Source organism: Glycomyces tenuis DSM 44171, from assembly GCF_000427885.1.
In the GTDB taxonomy this organism is placed as follows: domain Bacteria; phylum Actinomycetota; class Actinomycetes; order Mycobacteriales; family Micromonosporaceae; genus Glycomyces; species Glycomyces tenuis.
Window position 1 is genome coordinate 118210 of record NZ_ATYW01000011.1, and the last position, 21695, is coordinate 139904.

The window sequence follows — 21695 nt, forward strand, 5'->3', positions numbered from 1 at the left end:
TCATCGGGCGCATCGGCCCCACACTCCCTGAGGAGGGCACGATGTCCGGCATCCGCCGCAGACGTCCACTCACCACCGTCCTGGCAGCAGCCGTCGCGACGCTCGGAGCAGTCATGGCGTTCACGATCCCCCAGACCGACTCGCACGCGGCCGCCTGCGACGGCTACGTGGCGCTCACCTACGACGACGGCCCCAACCCGAACACCACGCAGCGGCTCATCGGCGCGCTCCAGGCCGCCGGGGCGCGGGCGACGTTCTTCAACACCGGGCAGAACGCCCAGACCCACCCGTCGCTGGTGCAGGCCCAGCAGAACGCCGGGATGTGGACCGCCAACCACTCCTGGAGCCACCCGCACATGACGCAGCTCAGCGCCGCCGAGATGGCCTCCGAGATCTCCCGGACCCAGCAGGCGATCCAGCAGGCCATCGGGACCGCCCCGACCCTGTTCCGCCCGCCGTACGGCGAGACCAACGCGACGCTCAAGTCCGTCGAGGCGCAGTACGGCCTCACCGAGGTCATCTGGGACGTCGACTCGCGCGACTGGGCCGGGGCGTCCACCGCCGAGATCGTCCAGGCCGCGCGCGGCCTCCAGAACGGCGGCGTGATCCTGATGCACGACAACTACCAGACCACCATCGACGCCGTGCCCCAGATCGTCGCCGATCTGGAGAGCCGCGGGCTGTGCACGGGCATGATCTCCCCGTCCACCGGCCGGGCCGTGGCACCCGCCTGACGACCGCACCGGGCCGCCGCCGCGCCGCGCGGCGGCGGCCCCGCTGTACGGTGAAGCGCACTCGAATCGACGGGCGCCGCCGCTCGGGCGCCCGCGCAGAACGCGCTGGAGGCGATATGGGCATGTTCGACCGGCTCGCGGACCGGTGGCGGTCGCGCCCGACCGGGCCCGAGGACGGCCGGGGGCACCGGCAGAGCGGCAAGCAGATGGGCAGGGCCGTCAAGGACTCCCTGGCGTCGCTGCGCCCCCGCCACTCGGGCGGGCGCCCCGCGTCCGAAGCCGCCGAGCGCCGGCCGGCGGTCCCGCCGCCGTCGGAGGAGTCGGTGGTCGACAACGCCGTCTACGCCGACGGCGCGCGCCTCGAACCGGAGTCGCTCGAGCAGACCTACGAGCTCGTGCGCGAGCACCGCGGCATGGGCTGGATCGGCCTCTACCGGCCCGACAAGGCCGCCATCGACTCGATCGCCGCCGAGTTCGGGCTCCACGAGCTCGCCGTCGAGGACGCCCTCGAAGCCCACCAGCGGCCCAAACTCGAACGCTACGGCGAGACCCTGTTCATCGTGCTCAGGCCGGCCCGCTACGTCGACCCGATCGAAGTGGTCGAGGTCGGCGAGCTGCACGTCTTCGTGGGACCGGACTTCGTGGTCACCATCCGCCACTCCGAGACGCCCGACCTGCGGCCGGTGCGCCGCCGCCTCGAATCGCAGCCGGAGCTGCTGCGCCTGGGCCCCGAGGCGGTGCTGTACGCGATCCTCGACAAGATCGTCGACGACTACTCGCCGGTGCTGCGCGGCCTCGCGAACGACCTCGACGAGATCGAGACGCAGGTCTTCGACGGCGACGTCGAGGTCTCGCGGCGGATCTACCAGCTCGGCCGCGAGGTCATCGAGTTCCGGCGCGCCGTCGAGCCGCTGCTCGACCTGTTCTCCTCGCTGCGTTCGGGCTTCGGCAAGTACGACGTCGACCTCGAACTCCAGCGGCACCTGAGGGACGTCGAGGACCACACCGTGCGGGTGGCCGAGCGGCTCGACTCCTTCCGGGAGCTGCTGAGCACCATGCTGACCTTGAACGCCGCGGTGGTCGGCCAGCGCCAGAACGAGGAGATGCGGCGCCTCAGCGAGGCGAGCCTGACCCAGAACGAAGAGGTCAAGAAGATCTCGGCGTGGGCGGCGATCCTGTTCGCGCCCACGCTGGTCGGCACCGTGTACGGCATGAACTTCGACGACATGCCCGAGCTGCACTGGGCGCTGGGCTACCCCTTCGCGCTGGCCTTGATGGTCATGGTCTCGCTGACGCTGTACGGGGTCATGAAGTGGCGCCGCTGGATGTGAGGCCGCGCCGCATCCGGCGGACGGCGAGCTCGGCGAGCAGCGCGGCGCCGTCGGCGAGCACACTGTCGTCGAAGGCGGCGCGCGGCGAGTGGTTCGCCGCCGCGAGCGTGTGGTCGTCCCCGGCGCAGGCGCCGAGGAAGAGGTAGCTGCCCGGCACCGCCTGGAGCACCCGCGAGAAGTCCTCCGAACCCATGTTCGGCTCGGGCATCTCGAGGTAGCGCTCGGCGCCGAACAGCTCCCGCACGGTCTCGGCGACGAAGTCCGCCTCCTCGGCGCGGTTGACCGTGGCCGGGTACTCGCCGTCGTAGCGGACCTCGGCGGTGAGGCCGTGCGCGGCGGCGATGCCCTCGCACAGCCGCACGGCCTGCTCGGCGACCCGCTCGGCGGTGTCCTGGGAGAAGGTGCGGACGGTGGCCTCGAAGACCGCGTCGTCGGGGATGATGTTGCGCTTGGTGCCCGCGTGGAGGCTGCCGACGGTGACCACCACGGGTTCGAAGGTGCTGAAGCGGCGCGTGACCAGCGTCTGGAGGGCGGTGACCATCTCGCAGGCGGCCGGGACGGGGTCGAGCGCCTTGTGCGGGCGCGAGCCGTGCCCGCCGGCGCCGACGACGCGCACGAACAGGCCGGCGGAGGCGGACATCATCGGGCCGGGCCGGGTGGTGAAGACGCCGCGCGGCACCATGTCGGAGACGACGTGGAGGCCGTAGGCGGCGTCGGCGGGCCGCCCGGCGGCCTCCAGGACGCCTTCGGCGATCATGTGCCCGGCGCCGTCGAAGCCCTCCTCGCCGGGCTGGAACATGAAGACGACGTCGCCCGCGAGCTCGGCGCGGTGGGCGCTCAGGAGGCGGGCGGCGCCGACGAGTCCGGCGGTGTGCAGGTCGTGGCCGCAGGCGTGCATGACGCCGTCGTGGCCCGAGACGTAGTCCGCGTCGGATTCCTCGGCGACGGGGAGGGCGTCCATGTCGCCGCGCAGCAGCACCACCGGCCCCGGGCCGCCGCCGTGCAGGACGGCCGTGACCGAGGACAGGCCCTCGCCGGTGGTGATCTCGAGCGGCAGCCCGTCGAGGGCGGCCAGGACCGCGGCCTGGGTCTTCGGCAGCTCGAGCCCGATCTCGGGGATGCGGTGCAGCTCGCGCCGCAGGGCGATCAGCTCGTCTTCGATGGCCGCGGCCTCTTCCCGGAGGTTCATGCGCGCTCCCTGGGGTCGGTGGGTCGTCCGCGGCAATACTGTCACGGCTGCTCGGGCGTGGCCTGCCCGGCCGGGTGGCCCGGCTTGCGGGCCGCGGGCGAGCACAGCATCGCCACGGCGACCAGGACGAGGACGACGATGAACGCGTTGCGCAGGCCCACCTCGTCGCCGAGGAGGCCCAGCAGCGGCGGCCCGATGAGGAACGCCGTGTAGCCGATGGTCGCCACCGCCGCGACGTTCGCCGTGGCCCGCTCCGGGTCGTCGGCGGCGGCCGACATGCCGACCGGGAAGCCGAGCGAGGCGCCCAGCCCCCACAGGACGATCCCGGCGATCGCCATCGCCGCGGTCGGGCCGATGATCACCAGCAGCAGCCCGGCGATCGCCATCGCCGCCGAGCCGGCCAGCACCGGCACCCGGCCGAAGCGGTCGAGGACCATGCCGCCGCACAGGCGCCCGGCGGTCATCGCCGTGACGAACACCGCGAAGGCCGCGGCGCCGCCGGCGTTCGAGAAGTCGTAGCCGTCGACCATCGCCAGGCCGAGCCAGTCGTTGGCGGTGCCCTCGGTGAAGGCCATGCCGAGGATGATCAGGCCGATGAGCAGGATGCGCGGGTCCTTCCAGGGCGCCAGGCGCGATCGCCAGCCGGCGTGCCCGCCCGCCTCGTCCGCCGTGCTCGGCTCCTCGGCGGGCTGGAGGAAGCGGACGGTGACCAGGCCGACCGCGATCGCGACGGCCCCGGTGGCGACCAGGTGGGCGCCGACGGGGACGTCGAGCTTCTCGGTGAGCGCGCCGAGCCCGGCGCCGAGGATCGTGCCGATGCTGAACGCGGCGTGGAACAGCGGCATGAGGGTGCGCCCGACCCGGCGCTCGTTGGCGGCGCCGGAGAGGTTCATGGCGACGTCGAGCACCGAGTTGCCCGCGCCGAGCACCATGAGCGCGGCGAACAGGGCCCAGTAGTTCGGCGTGAGGTCGGCGATGGCGCCCACGGCGATCAGGCCGACGGCGGCCAGGGTGAGGAACCAGCGGATCGCGGCGCTGGCCCCGAGGCGGGTGATGACGTGGCTGGAGGCGATGAGGCCGAGGATCGCGCCGATCGACATGCCGACGATGAGGACGCCCATCTCGCCGGTGGTGGCGCCGAGGACGTCGCGGACGTTGGGGATGCGGGCGGCCCAGTTCGCGAAGACGAAGCCGGAGAGGGCGAAGATCACGAGGACGGCGTTGCGCCAGCGGGCCAGCTCGGGCTCGAGGCGGGCGGGGGCGGTCGCCTGCACGGCGGCATCGGTCACGGCGGTCCAATCGAACGGTGGTTCCGGAGTGCTCGGCTGTTTGTTCGAGCCTCGAACAAGGATGCATCCGCGGGTGAGCGCCTGCCAAGCGGTTTCCCGGGAATGGAGACCTACGCGACTCCCGCCTTGGAGCGGAAGGCCCGCGCGGTGAACAGGCCGACGCCGAGCGCCGCGGCGGCCAGCAGGAGCAGCCCGATCGCGTAGGCGCCGGTCAGCTGGAAGACGACGCCCATCACCAGCGGCGGGAAGTAGCCGCCGAGGCCTCCGGCCGCGCCGACCACGCCGGTGACGGTGCCGACCCGGGAGGGCTCGATCAGCTTGGCGACGAGCGCGAAGACGCCGCCCGAGCCGAGCCCGAGCGCGGCCGCCATGAGCACGAAGGAGACGCCCGCCGGGATCTCCGCGGGCGGGTGGAGGGCCAGCACGACGGCCATCGCGGCGGCGGCGAAGAACGAGGCCAGGCACACCTTGACCGGCCCGATCCGGTCGGACAGGGCGCCGCCGAGCGGGCGGGCGACCACGGCGGCGAGGGAGAAGCCGGCGGTGCGCATCCCGGCCTCGGTCTGCGCGAAGTCGTAGGCGGTGGTCAGCATCGTCGGCAGGTAGGTGGAGAACGCGACGAAGCCGCCGAACGCCAGGGCGTACAGCATGGACAGCTGCCAGGTGGCCTTGAGCTTCAGGGCCGCGGTGAAGCGCGGCAGGGCGGGCTCGCGGTTCGGCCGCCAGCCGGGGGCGTCGCGCATGGCCGTCCAGGAGACGACGGCCGCGACCACCAGCGCCGCGCACATGACCAGGTGGGTCCGCAGCAGCCCGAAGGACTCGACCAGCGGGGGCGTCAGCCACGCCGACAGGGCCGTGCCGCCCATGCCCGCGCCGAAGACGCCGGTGGCGAAGCCGCGGCGTTCGGGCCGGTACCAGGCGTTCGCGAAGGGGACGCCGACCGCGAAGGAGGTCCCGGCGACGCCGAGGAGGAAACCCGAGACGAGCAGGGCCGCATAGGAGTCGCTCGAGAAGCCGACCATGGCGGTCGGGACGACGGTGACGAGGCAGATCGCGGTGAACATGCGCCGCCCGCCGTAGCGGTCGGTCAGGACGCCCACCGGGATGCGGCCCACCGCGCCGACCAGGACCGGGAAGGCCACCAGGAGCGCCGTCTGCGTCGGGCCGAGGCCGAGGCGCTCGGAGTAGGTCTTCGACAGCGGGCCGATCAGGTTCCACGCCCAGAACGTCAGCGCGAACACGGCCGTCGCCAGCGCCAGGTTGGCGCCCGCCCCGGTGCGCTCCGCCGCCTTCGGCTCGTCGATGCCGGTGCTCATCGGCCGTCCTCCTCGGGGCCCGCCGCATCGGGACGGGCCCGGGCACAGTATGGCCAATGCACCGGTCTCAAGGGACGAAAGTCTCTAAAGTGATCGGCATGCTCGCCGTGCACCGGACCTGAGAGGGGGTCGACGTGGCCCAGCCCGACGGCGCCGCAGGCGCGGCCGACCTGCTGCTGCGCACGGGCGTGTTCCTCACCCGCGCCCGAAGCACCGGCGATCTGCGCGCGGTGTTCAAAGAGGGCGGTCGCGAGGGCGACGTGTTCTACCGGGACCGGTGGAGCCACGACAAGGTGGTGCGCTCGACGCACGGGGTCAACTGCACCGGCTCGTGCTCGTGGAACGTCTACGTCAAGGACGGGATCATCACCTGGGAGACGCAGGCGACCGACTACCCGTCGGTGGGGCCCGACCGCCCCGAGTACGAGCCGCGCGGCTGCCCGAGGGGCGCGGCGTTCTCCTGGTACACCTACTCCCCCACTCGGGTGCGGTACCCGTACGGGCGCGGCGTCCTGGTCGAGATGTACCGGGAGGCGAAGGCGAGGCTCGGCGACCCGGTGCTGGCGTGGTCGGAGATCACCGAGGACCCGCTCAAGCGCCTGCGATACCAGTCGGCGCGCGGCAAGGGCGGGCTGGTGCGCATCACCTGGGACGAGGCGGTGGAGATCGCCGCGGCGGCGCACGTGTACACGATCGCGCGGTACGGGCCCGACCGGATCGCCGGGTTCAGTCCGATCCCGGCGATGTCGCAGGTCTCGCACGGGGTCGGCGCGCGGTTCGTGAACCTCATCGGCGGCTCGATGCTGTCGTTCTACGACTGGTACGCCGACCTGCCGGTGGCCAGCCCGCAGGTGTTCGGCGATCAGACCGACGTGCCGGAGTCCGGGGACTGGTGGGACGCGGCGTACCTGGTGCTGTGGGGCTCGAACGTGCCGGTCACGCGCACGCCGGACGCGCACTGGATGGCCGAGGCCCGCTACCGGGGCCAGAAGGTCGTGGTGGTCTCCCCCGACTACTCGGACGCGACGAAGTTCGCCGACGAGTGGCTGGCCCCGCGGCCGGGCACCGACGGCGCGCTGGCGATGGCGATGGGGCACGTGATCCTCAGCGAGTGCTTCGTGCGGGGCCGTCGGGAGCGCTTCGAGGCGTACGTCCGCAAGTTCACCGACCTGCCGTTCCTCGTAGAACTGGACGAGCAGGACGGCCGTCCGGTGCCGGGGAAGTTCTTGACGGCGGCGGCGCTGCCCGGCGAGGAGCCGTACGGCGAGTGGAAGCCGGTGTTCGTCGACGAGGCCACCGGCGAGGCGGTGGCGCCGGCCGGGACGCTCGGGCACCGCTGGGACCCCGACCGCCCGGGGCGGTGGAACCTGGACCTCGAAGGGCGGGTGCCGCGCTTGAGCATGTACGGCCTCGACGCCGAGATCGCCGAGGTCCGCCTGCCGCGCTTCGACGGCGAGGGCGGGCGCATGACGCGGGGCGTGCCGGCCCGGCGCGTCGCGGGCCGACTGGTGACCACCGTGTTCGACCTGCTGCTGGCCCAGTACGGGGTGGCCCGGCCGGGGCTGCCCGGCGAGTGGCCGAGCGGCTACGACGACGCGGCGCAGCCGTACACGCCCGCCTGGCAGGAGGCGGTCACCGGGGTCAAGGCCGAGCGGGCCACCCGCATCGCCCGCGAGTTCGCCGACACCGCCGAGGCGAGCGGCGGGCGGGCCATGATCATCCTCGGGGCGGGCACCAACCAGTGGTTCCACGGCGACACCATGTACCGCGCGTTCCTCACGCTGCTGCTGCTGACCGGCTGCCAGGGCGTCAACGGCGGCGGCTGGGCGCACTACGTGGGGCAGGAGAAGTGCCGGACCCTCGCGGGCTGGACCGCGTACGCCTCGGCGAACGACTGGACGCGCCCGCCGCGGTTCATGGCCGCGACCCCGTACTGGTACCTGCACACCGACCAGTGGCGCTACGACACGTACGGCGCGGACGCGCTGCTCTCCGAAACAGGGCCGCGCACCCTGGCCGGGCGGCACACCGCCGACCTCGTGGCCGCCTCGGCGCGCATGGGCTGGATGCCGTCCTATCCGACCTTCGACCGCAACCCGCTCACGCTCGGCCGCGAAGCGGCCGAATCGGGCCAGAGCCCCGGCGAGTACATAGCCGCGTGCCTCGCCGCCGGGAGCCTGCGCTTCGCCTGCGAGGATCCCGACGCGCCCGAGAACTGGCCGCGGGTGCTGACGGTGTGGCGGTCCAATCTGCTCGGTTCCTCGGCGAAGGGCGACGAGTACTTCCTGCGGCACCTGCTCGGCACGGACTCCGCGATCCAGGGCGCCGAGGCCGGGCCGGAGCACCGCCCGAGCGAGGTGGCCTGGCGCGAGTCGGCCCCCGAGGGCAAGCTCGATCTGCTGCTGTCGCTGGACTTCCGCATGACGAGCACCACCGTCATGTCCGACATCGTGCTCCCGGCCGCCACCTGGTACGAGAAGCACGACCTGTCCACCACGGACATGCACCCGTTCGTCCACGCCTTCTCCCCCGCGATCGACCCGCCGTGGCAGGCCCGCACCGACTTCGAGGCCTTCCACGCGATCGCGAGGCGGTTCTCCGAGCTCGCCGCGACGCGCCTGGGCACCGTCACCGACCTCGTCGCCGTGCCGCACCAGCACGACACGCCCGGCGAGATGGCGCAGCCGGGCGGCACCGCGCCCGATTGGGGGCGCGACGGAGCGGCGCCGGTGCCGGGCCGGACGATGCCGGGCATCGTCGCCGTCGAACGCGACTACGCCGCCGTGGCCGCGAAGATGGCCGCGCTCGGGCCGCTGGCCGAGACCGCCGGGCTGCCGGTCAAGGGCCTCGCGTTCACCCCCGACGCCGAGGTCCGCTGGCTCGGCGAGCGGGGCGGCCGCGTCGCCGAGGGGCCCGCCGCGGGCAGGCCGAGCCTCGACACCGACGTCAAGGCGTGCGAGATGATCCTCGCGCTCTCGGGCACCAGCAACGGGCGGCTCGCCGCGCAGGGCTTCCGGCGTCTCGCCGAGCGGACCGGCACCGACATGGCCGAGCTCGTCCACGCCTCGGCCGAGCGGCGGGTCGTCTTCACCGACGCCCAGCGGGGCCCGACCCCGGTGGGCTCGAGCCCGGAGTGGTCCGGCAAGGAGGCCCACGACCGGCGCTACTCGCCGTTCACGATCAACGTCGAGCACGACAAGCCGTGGCACACCCTCACCGGCCGCCAGCACTTCTACATGGACCACGACTGGATGCACGAGTTCGGCGAGGCGCTGCCGGTCTACCGGCCGCCCTTGAACATGGCGGAACTGTTCGGAGAGCCTGCGATCCGAACCGAGCGGCACAGCGGAGAGCCTGCGATCCGAACCGAGCGGCACAGCGGAGAGCCGGAGGCGGGTCCGACGGGGCGGCGGGAGGTGGCCGTCAGGTACCTGACGCCGCACTCGAAGTGGTCCATCCACTCCGAGTACCAGGACAACCTGCTGATGCTCACCCTCTCGCGGGGCGGGCCGACGATCTGGATGAGCCCGGGCGACGCCGAGGCCATCGGCGCGGCCGACAACGACTGGGTCGAGGCGGTCAACCGCAACGGCGTCGTCGCCGCCCGGCTCGTCGTCTCCCACCGCATGCCCGAAGGGACCGTCTACATGTACCACGCGCAGGAGCGCCTGATCGACGTCCCGAAGACCGAGACCACCGGCCGGCGGGGCGGCATCCACAACTCGCTCACGCGCCTGTTGGTCAAGCCGACGCACCTCATCGGCGGCTACGCGCAGTTCAGCTACGGCTTCAACTACATCGGGCCCACCGGCAACCAGAGAGACGAGGTCACGGTCGTGCGCAAGCGGACGCAGGAGGTGCGCTACTGATGGGCGAGCGGATCGGGAAGGTCATGGCCCACGTGGCCATGGTGATGAACCTCGACAAGTGCATCGGGTGCCACACCTGCTCGGTGACGTGCAAGCAGGCGTGGACGAACCGCTCGGGCGTGGAGTACGTGTGGTTCAACAACGTCGAGACCCGGCCCGGCCAGGGCTACCCGAGGCGCTACGAGGACCAGGAGCGCTGGCAGGGCGGCTGGAAGCGCACCGCCGCGGGGCGGCTCAAGCCGCGCGCGGGCGGGCGGCTCAAGAAGCTCGCGACGATCTTCGCCAACCCGAAGATGCCGTCCATCCAGGACTACTACGAGCCGTGGACGTACGACTACGAGCACCTCCTCACCGCCCCGCTGGGCGACGACGTCCCCGTCGCCAGGCCGCGCTCGCTCATCTCCGGCGAGCCGATGGACATCTCCTGGAGCGCGAACTGGGACGACGACCTCGGCGGCGGCGAGGAGCTCGGCTCGGCCGACCCCGTCGTGCAGAAGATCGGCGACAAGGTGAAGTTCTCCTTCGAAGAGGCGTTCATGTTCTACCTGCCGCGCATCTGCGAGCACTGCCTCAACCCCTCGTGCGTCGCCGCGTGCCCTTCGGGCGCGATGTACAAGCGCAGCGAGGACGGCATCGTGCTGGTCGACCAGGACAAGTGCCGCGGCTGGCGGATGTGCGTCACCGGCTGCCCCTACAAGAAGGTGTACTTCAACCACAAGACCGGCAAGGCCGAGAAGTGCACGCTCTGCTACCCGCGCGTCGAGGTCGGCCTGCCGACGGTCTGCTCGGAGACGTGCGTCGGGCGCCTGCGCTACCTCGGCGTCGTCCTCTACGACGTCGAACGCGTCGGCACCGCCGCCGCCGTCAAGGACGAGCGGGACCTCTACGAGGCGCAGCTGGACGTGTTCCTCGACCCCGACGACCCGGAGGTGCAGGCCGCGGCCCGCCGCGACGGCATCCCCGAGCGCTGGATCGAATCGGCGCGGCGCAGCCCGGTCTACCTGCTGGCCAAGCGCTTCGGCGTGGCGCTGCCGCTGCACCCGGAGTACCGGACGATGCCGATGGTCTGGTACATCCCGCCGCTGTCGCCGGTGGTCGACGCGCTCGCCGAGACCGGCCACGACGGCGAGGACGCCCAGAACCTGTTCGGCGCCATCGAGACGCTGCGCATCCCCGTCGAGTACCTCGCCGAGCTGTTCACCGCGGGCGACCCCGCGCCCGTGGAGCGGACGCTGCGGCGCCTGGCCGCGATGCGCTCGTACATGAGGCGCGTCAACCTCGGCGAGGCGGCCGACGAGTCGATCGCCGAGGCCGTCGGCATGAGCGGCGGCGACATCGAGCGGATGTACCGGCTGCTGGCGCTGGCGAAGTACGACGAGCGCTACGTCATCCCCACCGCGTACGGCGTGGACGAGGCCGACCGGGGCGTCATCGACGAGATCGGCTGCGGGCTCGACTTCGAGGGCGGGCCGGGCATGGGCGGCATGGGCGGCCCGGTGCCGTTCGGGGAGGCCTCGGGGCAGCCGCAACCGGCCACGGTGGAGAACTTCCACGCGCTGCGGAGCCGCCAGACCAGCGAGGGCCGCACGAGGCCGCCGCGGCGGTTCAACCTGCTCAACTGGGACGGCAACGGCCACCCGGCGGGGCTGTTCCCCTCGCGGCGCGAAGCGGACGGCGGCGCGCCCGAGAACGAGGAGGCGCGGTGACCACTGCGGACGATCGGGCCGTCGCCAGGCAGGCCGCCGCGATGCTCCTGTGCTACCCGGACGAGGCGTGCCTCGGCAGGCTCGGCCTGGTGCGCCGGGCCGTCGCCGGACTGCCCGAGGCCGCTGGGCGGCCGCTGGAGCGGTTCTGCGAGCACGCCGCGGCCGCACCGGGACTCGAGCTGGCCGCGCACTACGTGCGGACCTTCGATCTGAAGCGGCGCCGCGCGCTGCACATGACGTACTACACCGACGGCGACACGCGCCGCAGAGGCCACGCGCTCGCCCGCGTCAAGGAGATCTACCGCGGCTGCGGTTGGCTGCTCGACGGCGCCGAGCTCCCCGACCACCTGGCCGTGGTCCTCGAGTTCGCCGCGCGCGGCGACCGCGGCTGGGGCGAGCGGCTCCTCGTCTCGTTCCAGCCCGGCATCGAACTGCTGCGCGGCGCCCTGCACGAGTGCGGCACGCCGTACGCCGACGTCCTCGACGCGGTGGCCGCGACGCTCCCGGCGCCGAGCGAGGAGACGCGGCGGCGGGCGCTCCGGCTCGCCGAGGCCGGGCCGCCGACCGAGGGCGTCGGCCTGGAGCCGTACGGCGGGACGGCCGCGCCGGGCGATGACGGCGCCGTCGCGCCGGGCGGTCGCGGCGCCGTCGCGCTGGGCATGCCGTCCAGGACCGGGGGGCCGCGGTGAACCCCGGCTCGCTCGACTACCTGCTGTGGGGCGCTTTGCCGTACGTCGTGATCGCCGTGCTGGTGGGCGGCACGGTCTGGCGCTACCGCTACGACCGCTTCGGCTGGACCACCCGCTCCTCGCAGCTGTACGAGTCGCGGCTGCTGCGCATCGCCAGCCCCATGTTCCACTTCGGAATACTGGTGGTGATCGTCGGGCACGTCGTCGGCCTGCTCATCCCCGAGCCGTGGACGAGCGCCGTCGGCGTCACCGGCGGGGCGTACCACGCGACGGCCCTCTCGCTCGGCCTGCTCGCCGGGGTGACGACCCTCGGCGGCATCGCGCTGCTGATCTGGCGGCGGCGCACCACCGGGCCGGTGTTCAGCGCCACCACCGTCAACGACAAGACGATGTACCTGGTGCTCGCCTCCGCCATCGTCTCCGGGGTGGCCGTGACGATGCTGTCGGCCTACACGGGGCTGACCGGCGGCCACGAGAACGACTACCGCGAGACCGTCTCGGTGTGGTTCCGCAGCGTCTGGGTGCTGCGGCCGGACGTGGCGGCCATGTCGGCGGCCGGGACGGGCTTCAAGGTCCACGCGCTGATCGGCCTGGCGCTGTTCGCGCTGTTCCCGTTCAGCCGCCTCGTCCACGCCTTCAGCGCTCCAGTCGGATATCTGTTCCGGCCGTACGTGGTCTACCGCTCACGGGGCCGCGAGGCCGCCGGGGCGACGCGCCCGGCCCGCCGCGGCTGGAGCTGAGCTTCCCTCACTGCCCGACGCTGGCCTGCTCCAGGGCGGCGACCAGCGGCCTGAGCTCGGGGTCGGCGCCCGCCTCGTCGAGGGCCTCGCGGAGCGCGGCGTCGTTCGTGGGCCGGGCCCGCTCGAGCAGGGCCGCCCCGGCCTCGGTGACGTCGGTGTAGATGCCGCGGCGGTCGTCGGCGCAGATGGTGCGCTCGAGCAGGCCCCGGTCCTCCAGACGGGTGACCAGGCGGGTCGTGGCGCTCTGGCTGAGCACGACCGCCTCGGCGACCTCGCGCATCTGGAGGTGGCCGTCCCGCTGGCGGCTGAGCACGTTCAGCAGGGAGAACTCGCGGACGCTCAGCCCGTGCTCGGCTTGGAGGCGGCGCTCGACGCGGGCCGCGATGCGCTCGTGCAGGGCGGACAGCGCGCACCAGTTCTGCGCCAGGGCGGTGCGAGACTTGGGGGCAGTGGCCACGGATCCTCCTACGGTGACGGCGGCCCCTCCGATGGTACCGCGCGCCGACATGGCGAGCACGACAATTACGACCGCTTGCAATATACCGCGCTTGCAAGTATCGTCGGACCGGCACACCTCGTGATCCCTACTCAACGATTAGGAACACCGCCTTGTCCACCTCGCTCTTCGACCCCGTCCGCCTGCGCGACCTCGACATCCCCAACCGGGTGTGGATGGCGCCGATGTGCCAGTACAGCGCCGACGCCGACGGCCTCGCCGTCGGCGCCCCGAACGACTGGCACTTCCAGCACTACGTCTCCCGCGCCGTCGGCGGAGCGGGCCTGATCCTGTTCGAGGCCACCGGCGTCTCCGCCGAAGGCCGCATCAGCCCGAACGACCTGGGGCTGTGGAACGAGACGCAGGCCGAGGCCTTCGCCCGCGTCGTCGAGCAGGTCCGCTCCTACGGCGCCGTCGCGGGCCTCCAGCTCGCCCACGCGGGCCGCAAGGGCGGCACCGACGCGCCGTGGCGCGGCGAAGGGCCGCTGACGGCCGAGGAGGGCGGCTGGACGCCGCTGGGGCCCAGCCCGGTCCCCTTCGACGAGCGCCACGCCGTGCCGCACGAGCTGAGCCGCGAGGAGCTGCGCGACGTCGTCGCCGAGTTCGCCGCCTCGGCGAAGCTGGCGCTCGAGGCGGGCTTCGAGGTCGTCGAGGTCCACGGCGCGCACGGCTACCTCCTGTCGAGCTTCCTCTCGCCGTACGCCAACCGCCGCGAGGACGAGTACGGCGGCTCCTTCGAGAACCGGGTCCGCTTCCCGCTCGAGGTCGTGGACGCGGTGCGCGAGGTCTGGCCGGAGCGGCTGCCGGTGCTCTTCCGGATCTCCGCCACCGACTGGATCGACGAGGGCGGCTGGACGCTCGACGACACGGTGCGCTTCGCGCCGCTGCTCGCCGCCCACGGCGTGGACCTGCTCGACCTCTCCAGCGGCGGCAACGTCGCCGGGGCGCGGGTGGCGAGCGGGCCGGGCTACCAGGTGCCGTTCGCCTCGCGCGTCAAGCGCGAGACTGGATTGGCGACCGGTGCCGTAGGCCTGATCACCGAGCCGGCCCAGGCGGCGAAGATCCTCGCCGACGGCGAGGCCGACGTCGTCCTGCTCGGCCGCGAGCTGCTGCGCGACCCGTACTGGCCGAGGCGCGCGGCACGCGAGCTCGGCGTCGAGGCCGTCACGCGGCCGCTCGCCGCTCCGCCGCAGTACGCCCGCAGCTGACGGCTCCGAGCTAAGGTCGGCCTCAGTAGCTTCAGTGGAAGGCCTGCCGAAGGAGCACGATGCCAGAGCCCAGTGGACAGCCCCGCGGACGACGGAGCCCGCGCCTCGTCACCGCCGAAGTGCTGCGGACCGAGCGGCTCACACCGCGCATGACCCGCGTGGTGCTCGGCGGGCCGGGCCTGGACGGCTTCGGCGCCGACGAGTTCACCGACCACTACCTCAAGCTCCAGTTCCCCCGGCCGGGCGTGGAGTACCCCGAGTCGTTCGACCTCGGGCGGATCCGCGAGGAGCTGCCGCGCGAGCAGTGGCCCCTCACCCGCACCTACACGGTGCGCCGCTGGGACGCGGGCGAGCGGGAGCTGTGGGTGGACTTCGTCGTCCACGGCGACGAGGGCGTGGCCGGGCCGTGGGCGGCGAACGTCAAGCCGGGCGAGCCGCTGCGCTTCGCCGGACCCGGCGGCGCGTACGCCCCCGCGGCGGACGCCGAATGGCACCTGCTGGCCGGCGACGAGAGCGCGCTGCCGGCGATCGCGGCGGCCTTGGAGCGGCTCCCGGCCGGCGCCAGGGCCCGCGCCTTCGTCGAGGTCGCCGGGCCCGAGGAGGAGCAGAAGCTCGAGACGGCCGGGGACGTCGAGCTGACCTGGCTGCACCGGGGAGGCGCGCGCGTCGGCGAGCGGCTGCTCGCCGCGGTCCGCGGGCTCGACCTGGGCGGCGACGTCCAGGCCTTCGTGCACGGCGAGGCGGGCTTCGTGAAGGAGCTGCGGCGGCTGCTGGTGCGCGAGCGGGGCCTGCCGAAGGGCCGGACCTCGATCTCCGGGTACTGGCGGCTCGGCTGCAACGAGGACGCCTGGCAGGCCGTCAAGCGCGAGTTCGACCCTCCGACGTAGGCCGCCTCAGCCCTTGATCGCGCCGGTGAGGACCCCTTTCGTGAAGTACCGCTGGAGGAAGGGGTACACCAGCAGGATCGGCACGGTGGCGAGCACGATCACGGCCATCTGGAGGGTGACGCCCGGCGGTGGCGGCGGCTGGTCGGCCACGGGGAGCGATCCGGGGATCGTCACGCCCGCGAGCACGTACTGCTGGAGCACCACCTGGATCGGCCACTGCTCCGAGTCGTTGATGTACAGCAGCGCGTTGAAGTACGTGTTCCAGTAGCCGACGGCGTAGAACAGGGCCATCACCGCCAGCACGGGCTTGGACAGCGGCAGGACGATCCGCAGGAAGATCCGCCACTCCCCGGCGCCGTCGATGCGGGCGGCCTCGATGAGCTCTCCCGGCAGGTTCATGAAGAAGTTGCGGATGACGATCATGTTGAACGCCGAGATCAGGCCGGGGACGATCAGCGACCACAGCGAGTCGAGCAGGCCGAGGGCCTTGACGAGCAGGAAGTTCGGGATGATGCCAGCGCTGAAGAACATGGTGGCCAGCACCATGATCAGCACGGCCTTCGCCCCCGGCACCTGCCTGGTGCGGGCCAGGCCCCAGGCGAGCGTCGAGGTGAACGCCAGCGACAGGGCGGTGCCGACCACGGTCAGCCACAGCGAGTTCCGCAGCCCGGTGGTGACCGTCCCGCCCTCGAAGATGACGCGGTAGGCGTCGAGCGAGAACTCCGTCGGGAAGACGACCCCGGCCCTGGCCTGCTCCGGCGCGGCGAAGCTCATCGCGATCACGTAGATCAGCGGGTAGGCCATCGTCAGGACGATCAGGACGATCGCGAGGGCCTTGAGCGCCCGCACCCACGGCGGCGGGGGGTTCATCCACGGCGGCAGTCCCGCCGCCTTGCGGCGCCGCACCTCCCTCGGCAGCGGCTTGCCGCTGACGGTCGACGACGACATCAGAAGATCCCCTCTCCGCCGAGGCGCTTGGCGAACTTGTTGGCGGCCAGCACGAGCACGGTGCCGATGACGCCCTTGAACAGGCCGGCGGCGGTCGCGATGCCCCATTCGCCGCCGAGCACGCCGCGGAAGTACACGAAGGTGTCGAGCACTTCGGCCGCCTCCATGCCGACCATGGGCTGCTGGAGCAGCAGCTGCTCGAAGCCGACGGTGAGGATGGAGCCGATGTTGAGGATGAGCAGCAGCGTCGCCACGGGCACGAGGCCGGGCAGGGTCACGTGCCGCATCCGCTGCCAGGCGCCGGCGCCGTCGATCGCGGCCGCTTCGTAGCGGTCCTGCGGGATGCCGGCGATCGCGGCGAAGAAGATGATCGTGCCCCAGCCGCAGTCCTTCCAGACGGCCTGCGCGACCACCAGGAGTTTGAAGGTGTCGGCGTTCGTCATGATGTCGAAGCCGTCGATCACCGCCGAGACGAGCCCGCCGCCGCCGAAGACCTGCTGCCACACCGAGATGACGATGACCCAGGACAGGAAGTGCGGGAGGTAGACGACGGTCTGCACCATCCGCCTGACCCGGCTCGACATGAGCGAGTCGAGCAGCAGGGCGAGGGCGATCGGCGCGGGGAAGGCGAGGACCAGCTGGAGCGCGGCGATGATCAGCGTGTTGCGCAGCGCGATCAGCAGCTCGGGGTCGGAGAACAGCGCGTTGAAGTTCGCCAGGCCGACCCACGGCGAGCCGCCGAAGCCGCGGAACGGCGTGTAGTCCTGGAAGGCGACGACGTTGCCGAGCATCGGCACGTAGGCGAAGACCAGGAAGAACAGCGCGCCCGGGATGATGAACGTGTAGGTCCAGCGTTCGCGCCAGATCCGTTGGCGCAGCGTGAGCCGACGCCGCGGCGGCGCCGGCCTCGCCGCGTCCTCGACCCTGGTGTCGGTGGCGGTCGGCGTGCTCACTGCTCGCGTTCTCCGAGGAGGCGCTCGTATTCGCTTCGGACCTGCTCGCCGCCCTGGCCCATGTAGTTCTCGACGAAGGCGTCGAGGTCGTCGACGCTCTCGCGGCCGGTGACGACGCCGCGCTCGAAGTCGTCCCACAGCTGCTTGAGCTGGGCGCCCTTGGTGATGAAGGTGTTCGACTCGGTTTCGAGCCCTTCGAGCGGGCGGACGATCGAGTGCTGCGCCATGTTCTCCATGACCCGCGAGAAGCTCTCGCCCCAGCGGGCGTTCTCCGGGTGGCCGTAGTAGTCGTTCGCGCCGCTGGTGACGCCGACGTACTGCACGCCGAGCTCGGTGGTGTGCTCGTTGGTGCTGGTCGGGACGCCGTGCTCGTCGAATTCGAAGTGGCGGCCCTCGATGCCCGAGCCGATGAACAGGGCCTCTTCGGAGCCGTAGGGCGCGGAGAGGTAGTCGAGCACGTTGAGGATCTCGACCAGGCGGTCCTCGTCCTCGGCCGCCGCGGCCGAGACGCAGGTGGAGCGTCCGTAGGGGACGTTCCGGGTGATGACGGGGGCGGTGCCGTCGTAGCCGGGGACGTCGAAGAAGTCCATCTTCGCGCCGGGGGTGTCCATCTCGTTCTGCGTGAACCCGAGGGCGGTGAACGAGTCGGTCACGGAGCGGTACTGGAGGCCGGAGCCGGAGACGATGTCGGCCGGGTTGGCGGTCATCGCGACAGGATCGAAGACGCCCTCGTCCCAGGCGTTCGCGAGCCAGGTGAGCATCTGCCGGTACTCCTCGGTCTGCGCCACGAAGACGAGCCCGCCGTCGTCGCCGAGCCGCCAGTCCGGGCCGGTCTTGAAGATCCAGCGCCACATGGGCGGGTCGTACTTGCTGACGCCGTAGACCGGCTGGCCGCCGGGCCCGGTGCCGAGCGCGGTGACTTCTCTGAGGACGGTCAGGAGCTGGTCGGCGTCGGTCGGGGCGGTGCCGATGCCGGTCTGCTCCAGCAGGTCGGTGCGCATCGCGATGAGGCTCGTGATGGCCCAGACGGTCGACGGGACCTGGTAGATCCGGCCGTCCTTGAGGCTGGCCCGCCAGATCTCCTCCTTGCGGGCGGCCAGGTTCGGCCACTCGAGGATGTTGTCGCCCGCGAGGACGTCGCTGAGGTCGGCGAAGGCGCCGTCGCGGATGCCCTGGAGGTTGACGGCGCTCTGGTCGTTGACGAAGACGAGGTCGGGGACCTCGCCGGAGGCCAGCATCGTGGAGAACTTCTGGTCGAAGGTCGGCTGCGGCACGAAGGTCGGTTCGAAGCTGACGCCGAGGCGCTCGTTGAGCTCCTGCCAGTACTGGTTCTCCTCCAGCGGGTCGGAGGGCTCGCCCCAGGTGAGCTGGAAGCTGGTGACGGTGCCGCCGGAGCCGGGCTCGCGGTCGACGGACTTGAAGAACGTCGTGACCTGCTCGGTGTAGACGTTCTGCATGCCGGGGGTGTCGCTGGTGTGGAACGGCTCGATCTCGAGTTCGGGGGCGGCTTGGAAGGTGGGCATCGCGAAGTCGGTGCCGGACTCTCCGGCGGTTCCGGAGCCGGTGCAGCCGGCGAGCGTCCCGCCGGCGGCGAGGCCTCCTGCGCCGACGCCGATGGCGCCCAGGAAGTTGCGGCGCGTGATCTCGACCATGAAGGGGTCCTCCTAGCGACGATGAGGGATCGGAGTCTGATGCGGAAGGGTCGGACGGCGTCTCGGAGCGGGCGTGCCGGAGCGGGCGCCATCGTGGGGAGAACGTTATCATCGAGTTCGACACCGGTCAATGCCTCACCCGGATGAGCGATAACATTTCCGTATCGGAAGGGATATAGGCTGTTCATGGCCTCGTCATGGAAGGCCGCTTGGACCCTCGCGGTAGGAAAACGACTATCTTCCGCCGGGTCTGATGACCGCGTCCGACCGGGCGCCTCGTATCCTCATGACCATGACCGCCTCGAAGCCGTACCGCGCCCCAGTCCTCGCCGACGTCGCCAAGGCCGCGAAGGTGTCGGTGCCGACCGTCTCGCGCGTCCTCAACGGCTCCAAGTACGTCGCCCCCGAGCTCTCGCAGCGGGTGCACGAGGCGGTGCGGGCCCTCGGGTACCGGCCCAACAGCGCGGCGCGCTCGCTGCGCTCGAGCAGGCGCACGCTCGTGTCGGTGCTCGCGGGCGCCACCGCGAACTACGGCTACGCGCGCACGCTCCAGGGCATCGAGACGGCCGCGCGGCACGCCGGGATGTCGGTCTCGATCACCGTCGTGGAGTCGGCCGACGACGCGCAGCGGCAGCGGGCGATCGACCTCGCGCTGTCCCAGCCGACGGCGGGCGCGATCGTGCTCGAGTTCGACCGCGCCGGGATCCAGGCCTCGCGGTCCCTGCCCGAAGGGCTGCCGTTCGTCGCCGCCGGGGGCGGCTCGCGGCGAGGCGGATCGGCCCCGGCGGCGCTCATCGACGAGCGGGCCGCGGGCCGCCAGGCCACCGAGTACCTGCTGCGCCTGGGGCACCGGACCGTGCACCACATCGCGGGCCCCACCGAGGGCAAGCACTCGGGGCGCACCGAAGGCTGGCGGGCGGCCCTCCAGGCCGCGGGCGCGGAGGTGCCGCAGGTCATGAGCGCCGAATGGGACGCGCAGTCGGGCTACCGCTGGGGCGAGCGGATCGCCGGACGGGACGACGTCACCGCGGTCTTCTGCGGCAACGACGAGATCGCGCTCGGCGCGATGCGGGCATTGACCGACCGCGGCGTCGCGGTGCCCGAGGACATCTCGGTGGTCGGCTTCGACGACCAGCCGCTGGTCGCGCTGTGGCGGCCGTCCTTGACCACGGTGGACCAGGACTTCGAGGATCTCGGGGAGCGCGCCTTCGGTCTGCTGTCGCGGCTGATCGACGGCGAGAAGGACGTGCGGACCTCGGTGGCGGTGCCGCAGCTGGTGGTGCGCGAGTCCACCGCGCCGCCGCGGCGTTAGCGGCGCGGTGGCCCCGGGTCAGAGCGGCTGGAGGTCGTCGGGGATGTCGTTCCAGTGCAGCCGCACGTGGGCGAGGGTCCCGAAGCCGAGGGTGTCGAAGCCGCCGGAGTTGAGCCCGTAGTCGCCCCCGCCGCCTTCGGGGCTGTGCTGCCCGGCCATCGCGGCGACGTTCGGCATCGCGTAGCCCCGGCGCTGGGTGTAGTGGCCGTAGACCATCTCCCACACCGGCCGGACCTGGCCTCTGCCGCCCGCGCCCATCACCGTCTGCTCGCGATAGGCGCAGTTCTGGCCCGTGCCCCACGAGTAGGTGGTGAACGGCAGGTCGTCGTGGCCGAGGTTGTAGCGGGCGACGTACTCGGCGGCTTTGGCGAAGGCGTTGTCCCTGGCCGAGTAGAGGTCGAGGCCCTGGTTCCAGGCCATCTCCATGATGGAGGCCATCAGTCCGATGCCCATGATGGAGTGCCCCTGGTCCCGGCCGGACTCCTGCCACTGCGCCAGGCCGTCGTAGACGAACGGGATCGCGTTCTGGATCGAGCCGTTGCCCTCGCCGTTCCAGAAGTAGTCCACGGCGTAGTCGTACATGGCCTGGTCGTCGGTGAGGATCCCGATGGCCATGATGGACGCCATGTTGCACAGGTCCCAGTTCGCCCAGTAGTTGGTGATGCACGCGTCGTTGTGGTTCACCAGGAACCAGTCGTTGAGCGGGTAGAAGACGTCCACCATCATCTGCTGGAAGCGGCCGAGGTCGAAGCCGGGCGCGTCCCGGACGATCTCGGCGGCGTTGCAGAACTGGTAGCCGTAGATCCCTGCGGCCAGGAAGCGGTCGGCGTTGCCGGTGACGGTCCGGAGCGTGGCCGACCAGGCGTTGAGGATCTCGACGGCCTTGTCGCGGTGGGCGGCGTCGCCGGAGACCTTCCAGCGCAGGGCGTTCTGGTAGGCGGCGTGGATGTCGCGGTACAGCTGCGGGTAGTTCTGGCCGTCGCCGCCGCGGATGATCGTCTCGGTCGGGCGCGGCGCCCAACCGGTCTGCGAGTGGCCGTTCGCGACCAGCTTGTCCCAGCCCCAGGTCCACGGTTCGGTGCCCGCGGCGACCTTGGCGGCCATGCGGTCGAAGTCGGCCTGGGTGTGGAGCATGCCGGGGTGGCCGAAGGCCTGGGCCTCGGCCCGGTCGCCCGGTGCGGCCGTCTCGGCGGTGGCGGCGCGGAGGCCGGCGAGGCCGGTGGCCGCGAGCGCTCCGGCCGCGGCGGTCGTGCCGATGAGTTTCCGTCTGGTGATCGTTGACATTGCTGAGCTCCGTTGCTCTCGAGGTGAGCGGCGCCTTGGGACGCGTGCCGGGTGGAGCATCGGGCGGCGCCGCCGTTGCGGTGCCCGGCGGG

The 21695-nt window shown here is 72.0% G+C and carries 16 protein-coding genes and 1 pseudogene; 9 read left to right on the top strand and 8 right to left on the bottom strand.

What is annotated here, in order from left to right:
• Window positions 1–113: 113 nt before the first annotated feature.
• Together YWW_RS30570 and YWW_RS0114595 are read left to right on the top strand one after the other, a co-directional pair.
• Window positions 114–728, top strand: a pseudogene (locus YWW_RS30570) (polysaccharide deacetylase family protein); the annotation flags it as partial.
• Between the two features lie 212 nt (window positions 729–940).
• On the top strand, window positions 941–2065 hold the full coding sequence (locus YWW_RS0114595; protein ID WP_081687478.1) for a magnesium and cobalt transport protein CorA: 1125 nt from the start codon (window positions 941–943) through the stop codon (window positions 2063–2065).
• Here YWW_RS0114595 and YWW_RS30575 read toward each other — a convergent pair.
• From YWW_RS30575 to YWW_RS0114610, 3 genes are all read right to left on the bottom strand, one after another.
• Window positions 2040–3254 (bottom strand): M20 metallopeptidase family protein, encoded by a 1215-nt coding sequence (locus tag YWW_RS30575; protein ID WP_035704552.1) that lies wholly within the window; start codon window positions 3252–3254, stop codon window positions 2040–2042. The genes YWW_RS0114595 and YWW_RS30575 overlap by 26 nt on opposite strands.
• A gap of 41 nt (window positions 3255–3295) precedes the next feature.
• Window positions 3296–4543, bottom strand: a complete 1248-nt coding sequence (locus YWW_RS0114605; RefSeq protein ID WP_051325832.1) for an MFS transporter — start codon at window positions 4541–4543, stop codon at window positions 3296–3298.
• 110 nt (window positions 4544–4653) lie between these two features.
• Complete coding sequence (locus YWW_RS0114610; RefSeq protein ID WP_051325833.1) at window positions 4654–5859, bottom strand: MFS transporter; 1206 nt, start codon at window positions 5857–5859, stop codon at window positions 4654–4656.
• Window positions 5860–5993: 134 nt separating this feature from the next.
• Here YWW_RS0114610 and YWW_RS0114615 point away from each other — a divergent pair, with 134 nt between their 5' ends.
• Genes YWW_RS0114615 through narI form a run of 4 tightly spaced genes read left to right on the top strand, consistent with a single transcriptional unit; the run spans window position 5994 to window position 12863 of the window.
• Window positions 5994–9728, top strand: a complete 3735-nt coding sequence (locus YWW_RS0114615) for a nitrate reductase subunit alpha (protein WP_026930691.1) — start codon at window positions 5994–5996, stop codon at window positions 9726–9728.
• Entirely contained in the window at window positions 9728–11434 is a 1707-nt protein-coding gene (narH, locus tag YWW_RS30580; protein WP_051325834.1) for a nitrate reductase subunit beta, read from the top strand. The genes YWW_RS0114615 and narH overlap by 1 nt, the downstream gene beginning before the upstream one ends.
• Entirely contained in the window at window positions 11431–12123 is a 693-nt protein-coding gene (gene narJ / locus YWW_RS0114625; RefSeq protein WP_026930692.1) for a nitrate reductase molybdenum cofactor assembly chaperone, read from the top strand. Before narH ends, narJ begins: the two co-directional genes overlap by 4 nt.
• The gene (narI, locus tag YWW_RS0114630; RefSeq protein ID WP_026930693.1) at window positions 12120–12863 is read left to right on the top strand and encodes a respiratory nitrate reductase subunit gamma; all 744 of its coding nucleotides are present in this window, start codon (window positions 12120–12122) and stop codon (window positions 12861–12863) included. The genes narJ and narI overlap by 4 nt, the downstream gene beginning before the upstream one ends.
• Before the next feature lie 7 nt (window positions 12864–12870).
• On the opposite strand, the gene YWW_RS0114635 is transcribed toward narI, so the two are convergent.
• Window positions 12871–13320 carry a MarR family winged helix-turn-helix transcriptional regulator gene (locus tag YWW_RS0114635; protein WP_026930694.1) on the bottom strand — a complete coding sequence of 150 codons (450 nt, stop codon included), beginning with the start codon at window positions 13318–13320 and terminating at the stop codon, window positions 12871–12873.
• Window positions 13321–13472: 152 nt separating this feature from the next.
• Between YWW_RS0114635 and YWW_RS0114640 the strand changes: the two genes are divergently transcribed.
• A complete protein-coding gene (locus YWW_RS0114640; RefSeq protein WP_035704554.1) occupies window positions 13473–14567 on the top strand; it encodes an NADH:flavin oxidoreductase/NADH oxidase in 1095 nt (364 codons plus the stop codon).
• Between the two features lie 59 nt (window positions 14568–14626).
• Window positions 14627–15454 carry a siderophore-interacting protein gene (locus YWW_RS0114645; RefSeq protein WP_026930696.1) on the top strand — a complete coding sequence of 276 codons (828 nt, stop codon included), beginning with the start codon at window positions 14627–14629 and terminating at the stop codon, window positions 15452–15454.
• A gap of 6 nt (window positions 15455–15460) precedes the next feature.
• On the opposite strand, the gene YWW_RS0114650 is transcribed toward YWW_RS0114645, so the two are convergent.
• The 3 genes from YWW_RS0114650 to YWW_RS0114660 are packed head-to-tail and all read right to left on the bottom strand — an operon-like array spanning window position 15461 to window position 19007.
• Entirely contained in the window at window positions 15461–16402 is a 942-nt protein-coding gene (locus YWW_RS0114650; protein ID WP_026930697.1) for a carbohydrate ABC transporter permease, read from the bottom strand.
• The gene (locus YWW_RS0114655; RefSeq protein ID WP_026930698.1) at window positions 16402–17355 is read right to left on the bottom strand and encodes an ABC transporter permease; all 954 of its coding nucleotides are present in this window, start codon (window positions 17353–17355) and stop codon (window positions 16402–16404) included. Before YWW_RS0114655 ends, YWW_RS0114650 begins: the two co-directional genes overlap by 1 nt.
• Entirely contained in the window at window positions 17352–19007 is a 1656-nt protein-coding gene (locus YWW_RS0114660; protein ID WP_026930699.1) for an extracellular solute-binding protein, read from the bottom strand. The genes YWW_RS0114655 and YWW_RS0114660 overlap by 4 nt, the downstream gene beginning before the upstream one ends.
• A 292-nt stretch (window positions 19008–19299) precedes the next feature.
• On the opposite strand from YWW_RS0114660, the gene YWW_RS0114665 reads away from it, so the two are divergent.
• A complete protein-coding gene (locus YWW_RS0114665; RefSeq protein WP_155830185.1) occupies window positions 19300–20319 on the top strand; it encodes a LacI family DNA-binding transcriptional regulator in 1020 nt (339 codons plus the stop codon).
• Between the two features lie 18 nt (window positions 20320–20337).
• Here the strand turns inward: YWW_RS0114665 and YWW_RS30585 are convergent, their stop codons facing one another.
• Complete coding sequence (locus YWW_RS30585; protein WP_051325835.1) at window positions 20338–21603, bottom strand: alginate lyase family protein; 1266 nt, start codon at window positions 21601–21603, stop codon at window positions 20338–20340.
• Between the last annotated feature and the right edge of the window lie 92 nt (window positions 21604–21695).

Excerpts from the sequence above, each read along its gene's own strand:
- YWW_RS0114595 (WP_081687478.1), top strand. The coding sequence starts at position 941 with ATGGGCAGGGCCGTCAAGGACTCCCTGGCGTCGCTGCGCCCCCGCCAC.
- YWW_RS30585 (WP_051325835.1), bottom strand. The coding sequence starts at position 21,603 with ATGTCAACGATCACCAGACGGAAACTCATCGGCACGACCGCCGCGGCC.
- YWW_RS0114610 (WP_051325833.1), bottom strand. The coding sequence starts at position 5,859 with ATGAGCACCGGCATCGACGAGCCGAAGGCGGCGGAGCGCACCGGGGCG.
- YWW_RS30575 (WP_035704552.1), bottom strand. The coding sequence starts at position 3,254 with ATGAACCTCCGGGAAGAGGCCGCGGCCATCGAAGACGAGCTGATCGCC.
- YWW_RS0114645 (WP_026930696.1), top strand. The coding sequence starts at position 14,627 with ATGCCAGAGCCCAGTGGACAGCCCCGCGGACGACGGAGCCCGCGCCTC.
- YWW_RS0114650 (WP_026930697.1), bottom strand. The coding sequence starts at position 16,402 with ATGTCGTCGTCGACCGTCAGCGGCAAGCCGCTGCCGAGGGAGGTGCGG.
- YWW_RS0114665 (WP_155830185.1), top strand. The coding sequence starts at position 19,300 with ATGACCGCCTCGAAGCCGTACCGCGCCCCAGTCCTCGCCGACGTCGCC.
- YWW_RS0114660 (WP_026930699.1), bottom strand. The coding sequence starts at position 19,007 with ATGGTCGAGATCACGCGCCGCAACTTCCTGGGCGCCATCGGCGTCGGC.
- narH (WP_051325834.1), top strand. The coding sequence starts at position 9,728 with ATGGGCGAGCGGATCGGGAAGGTCATGGCCCACGTGGCCATGGTGATG.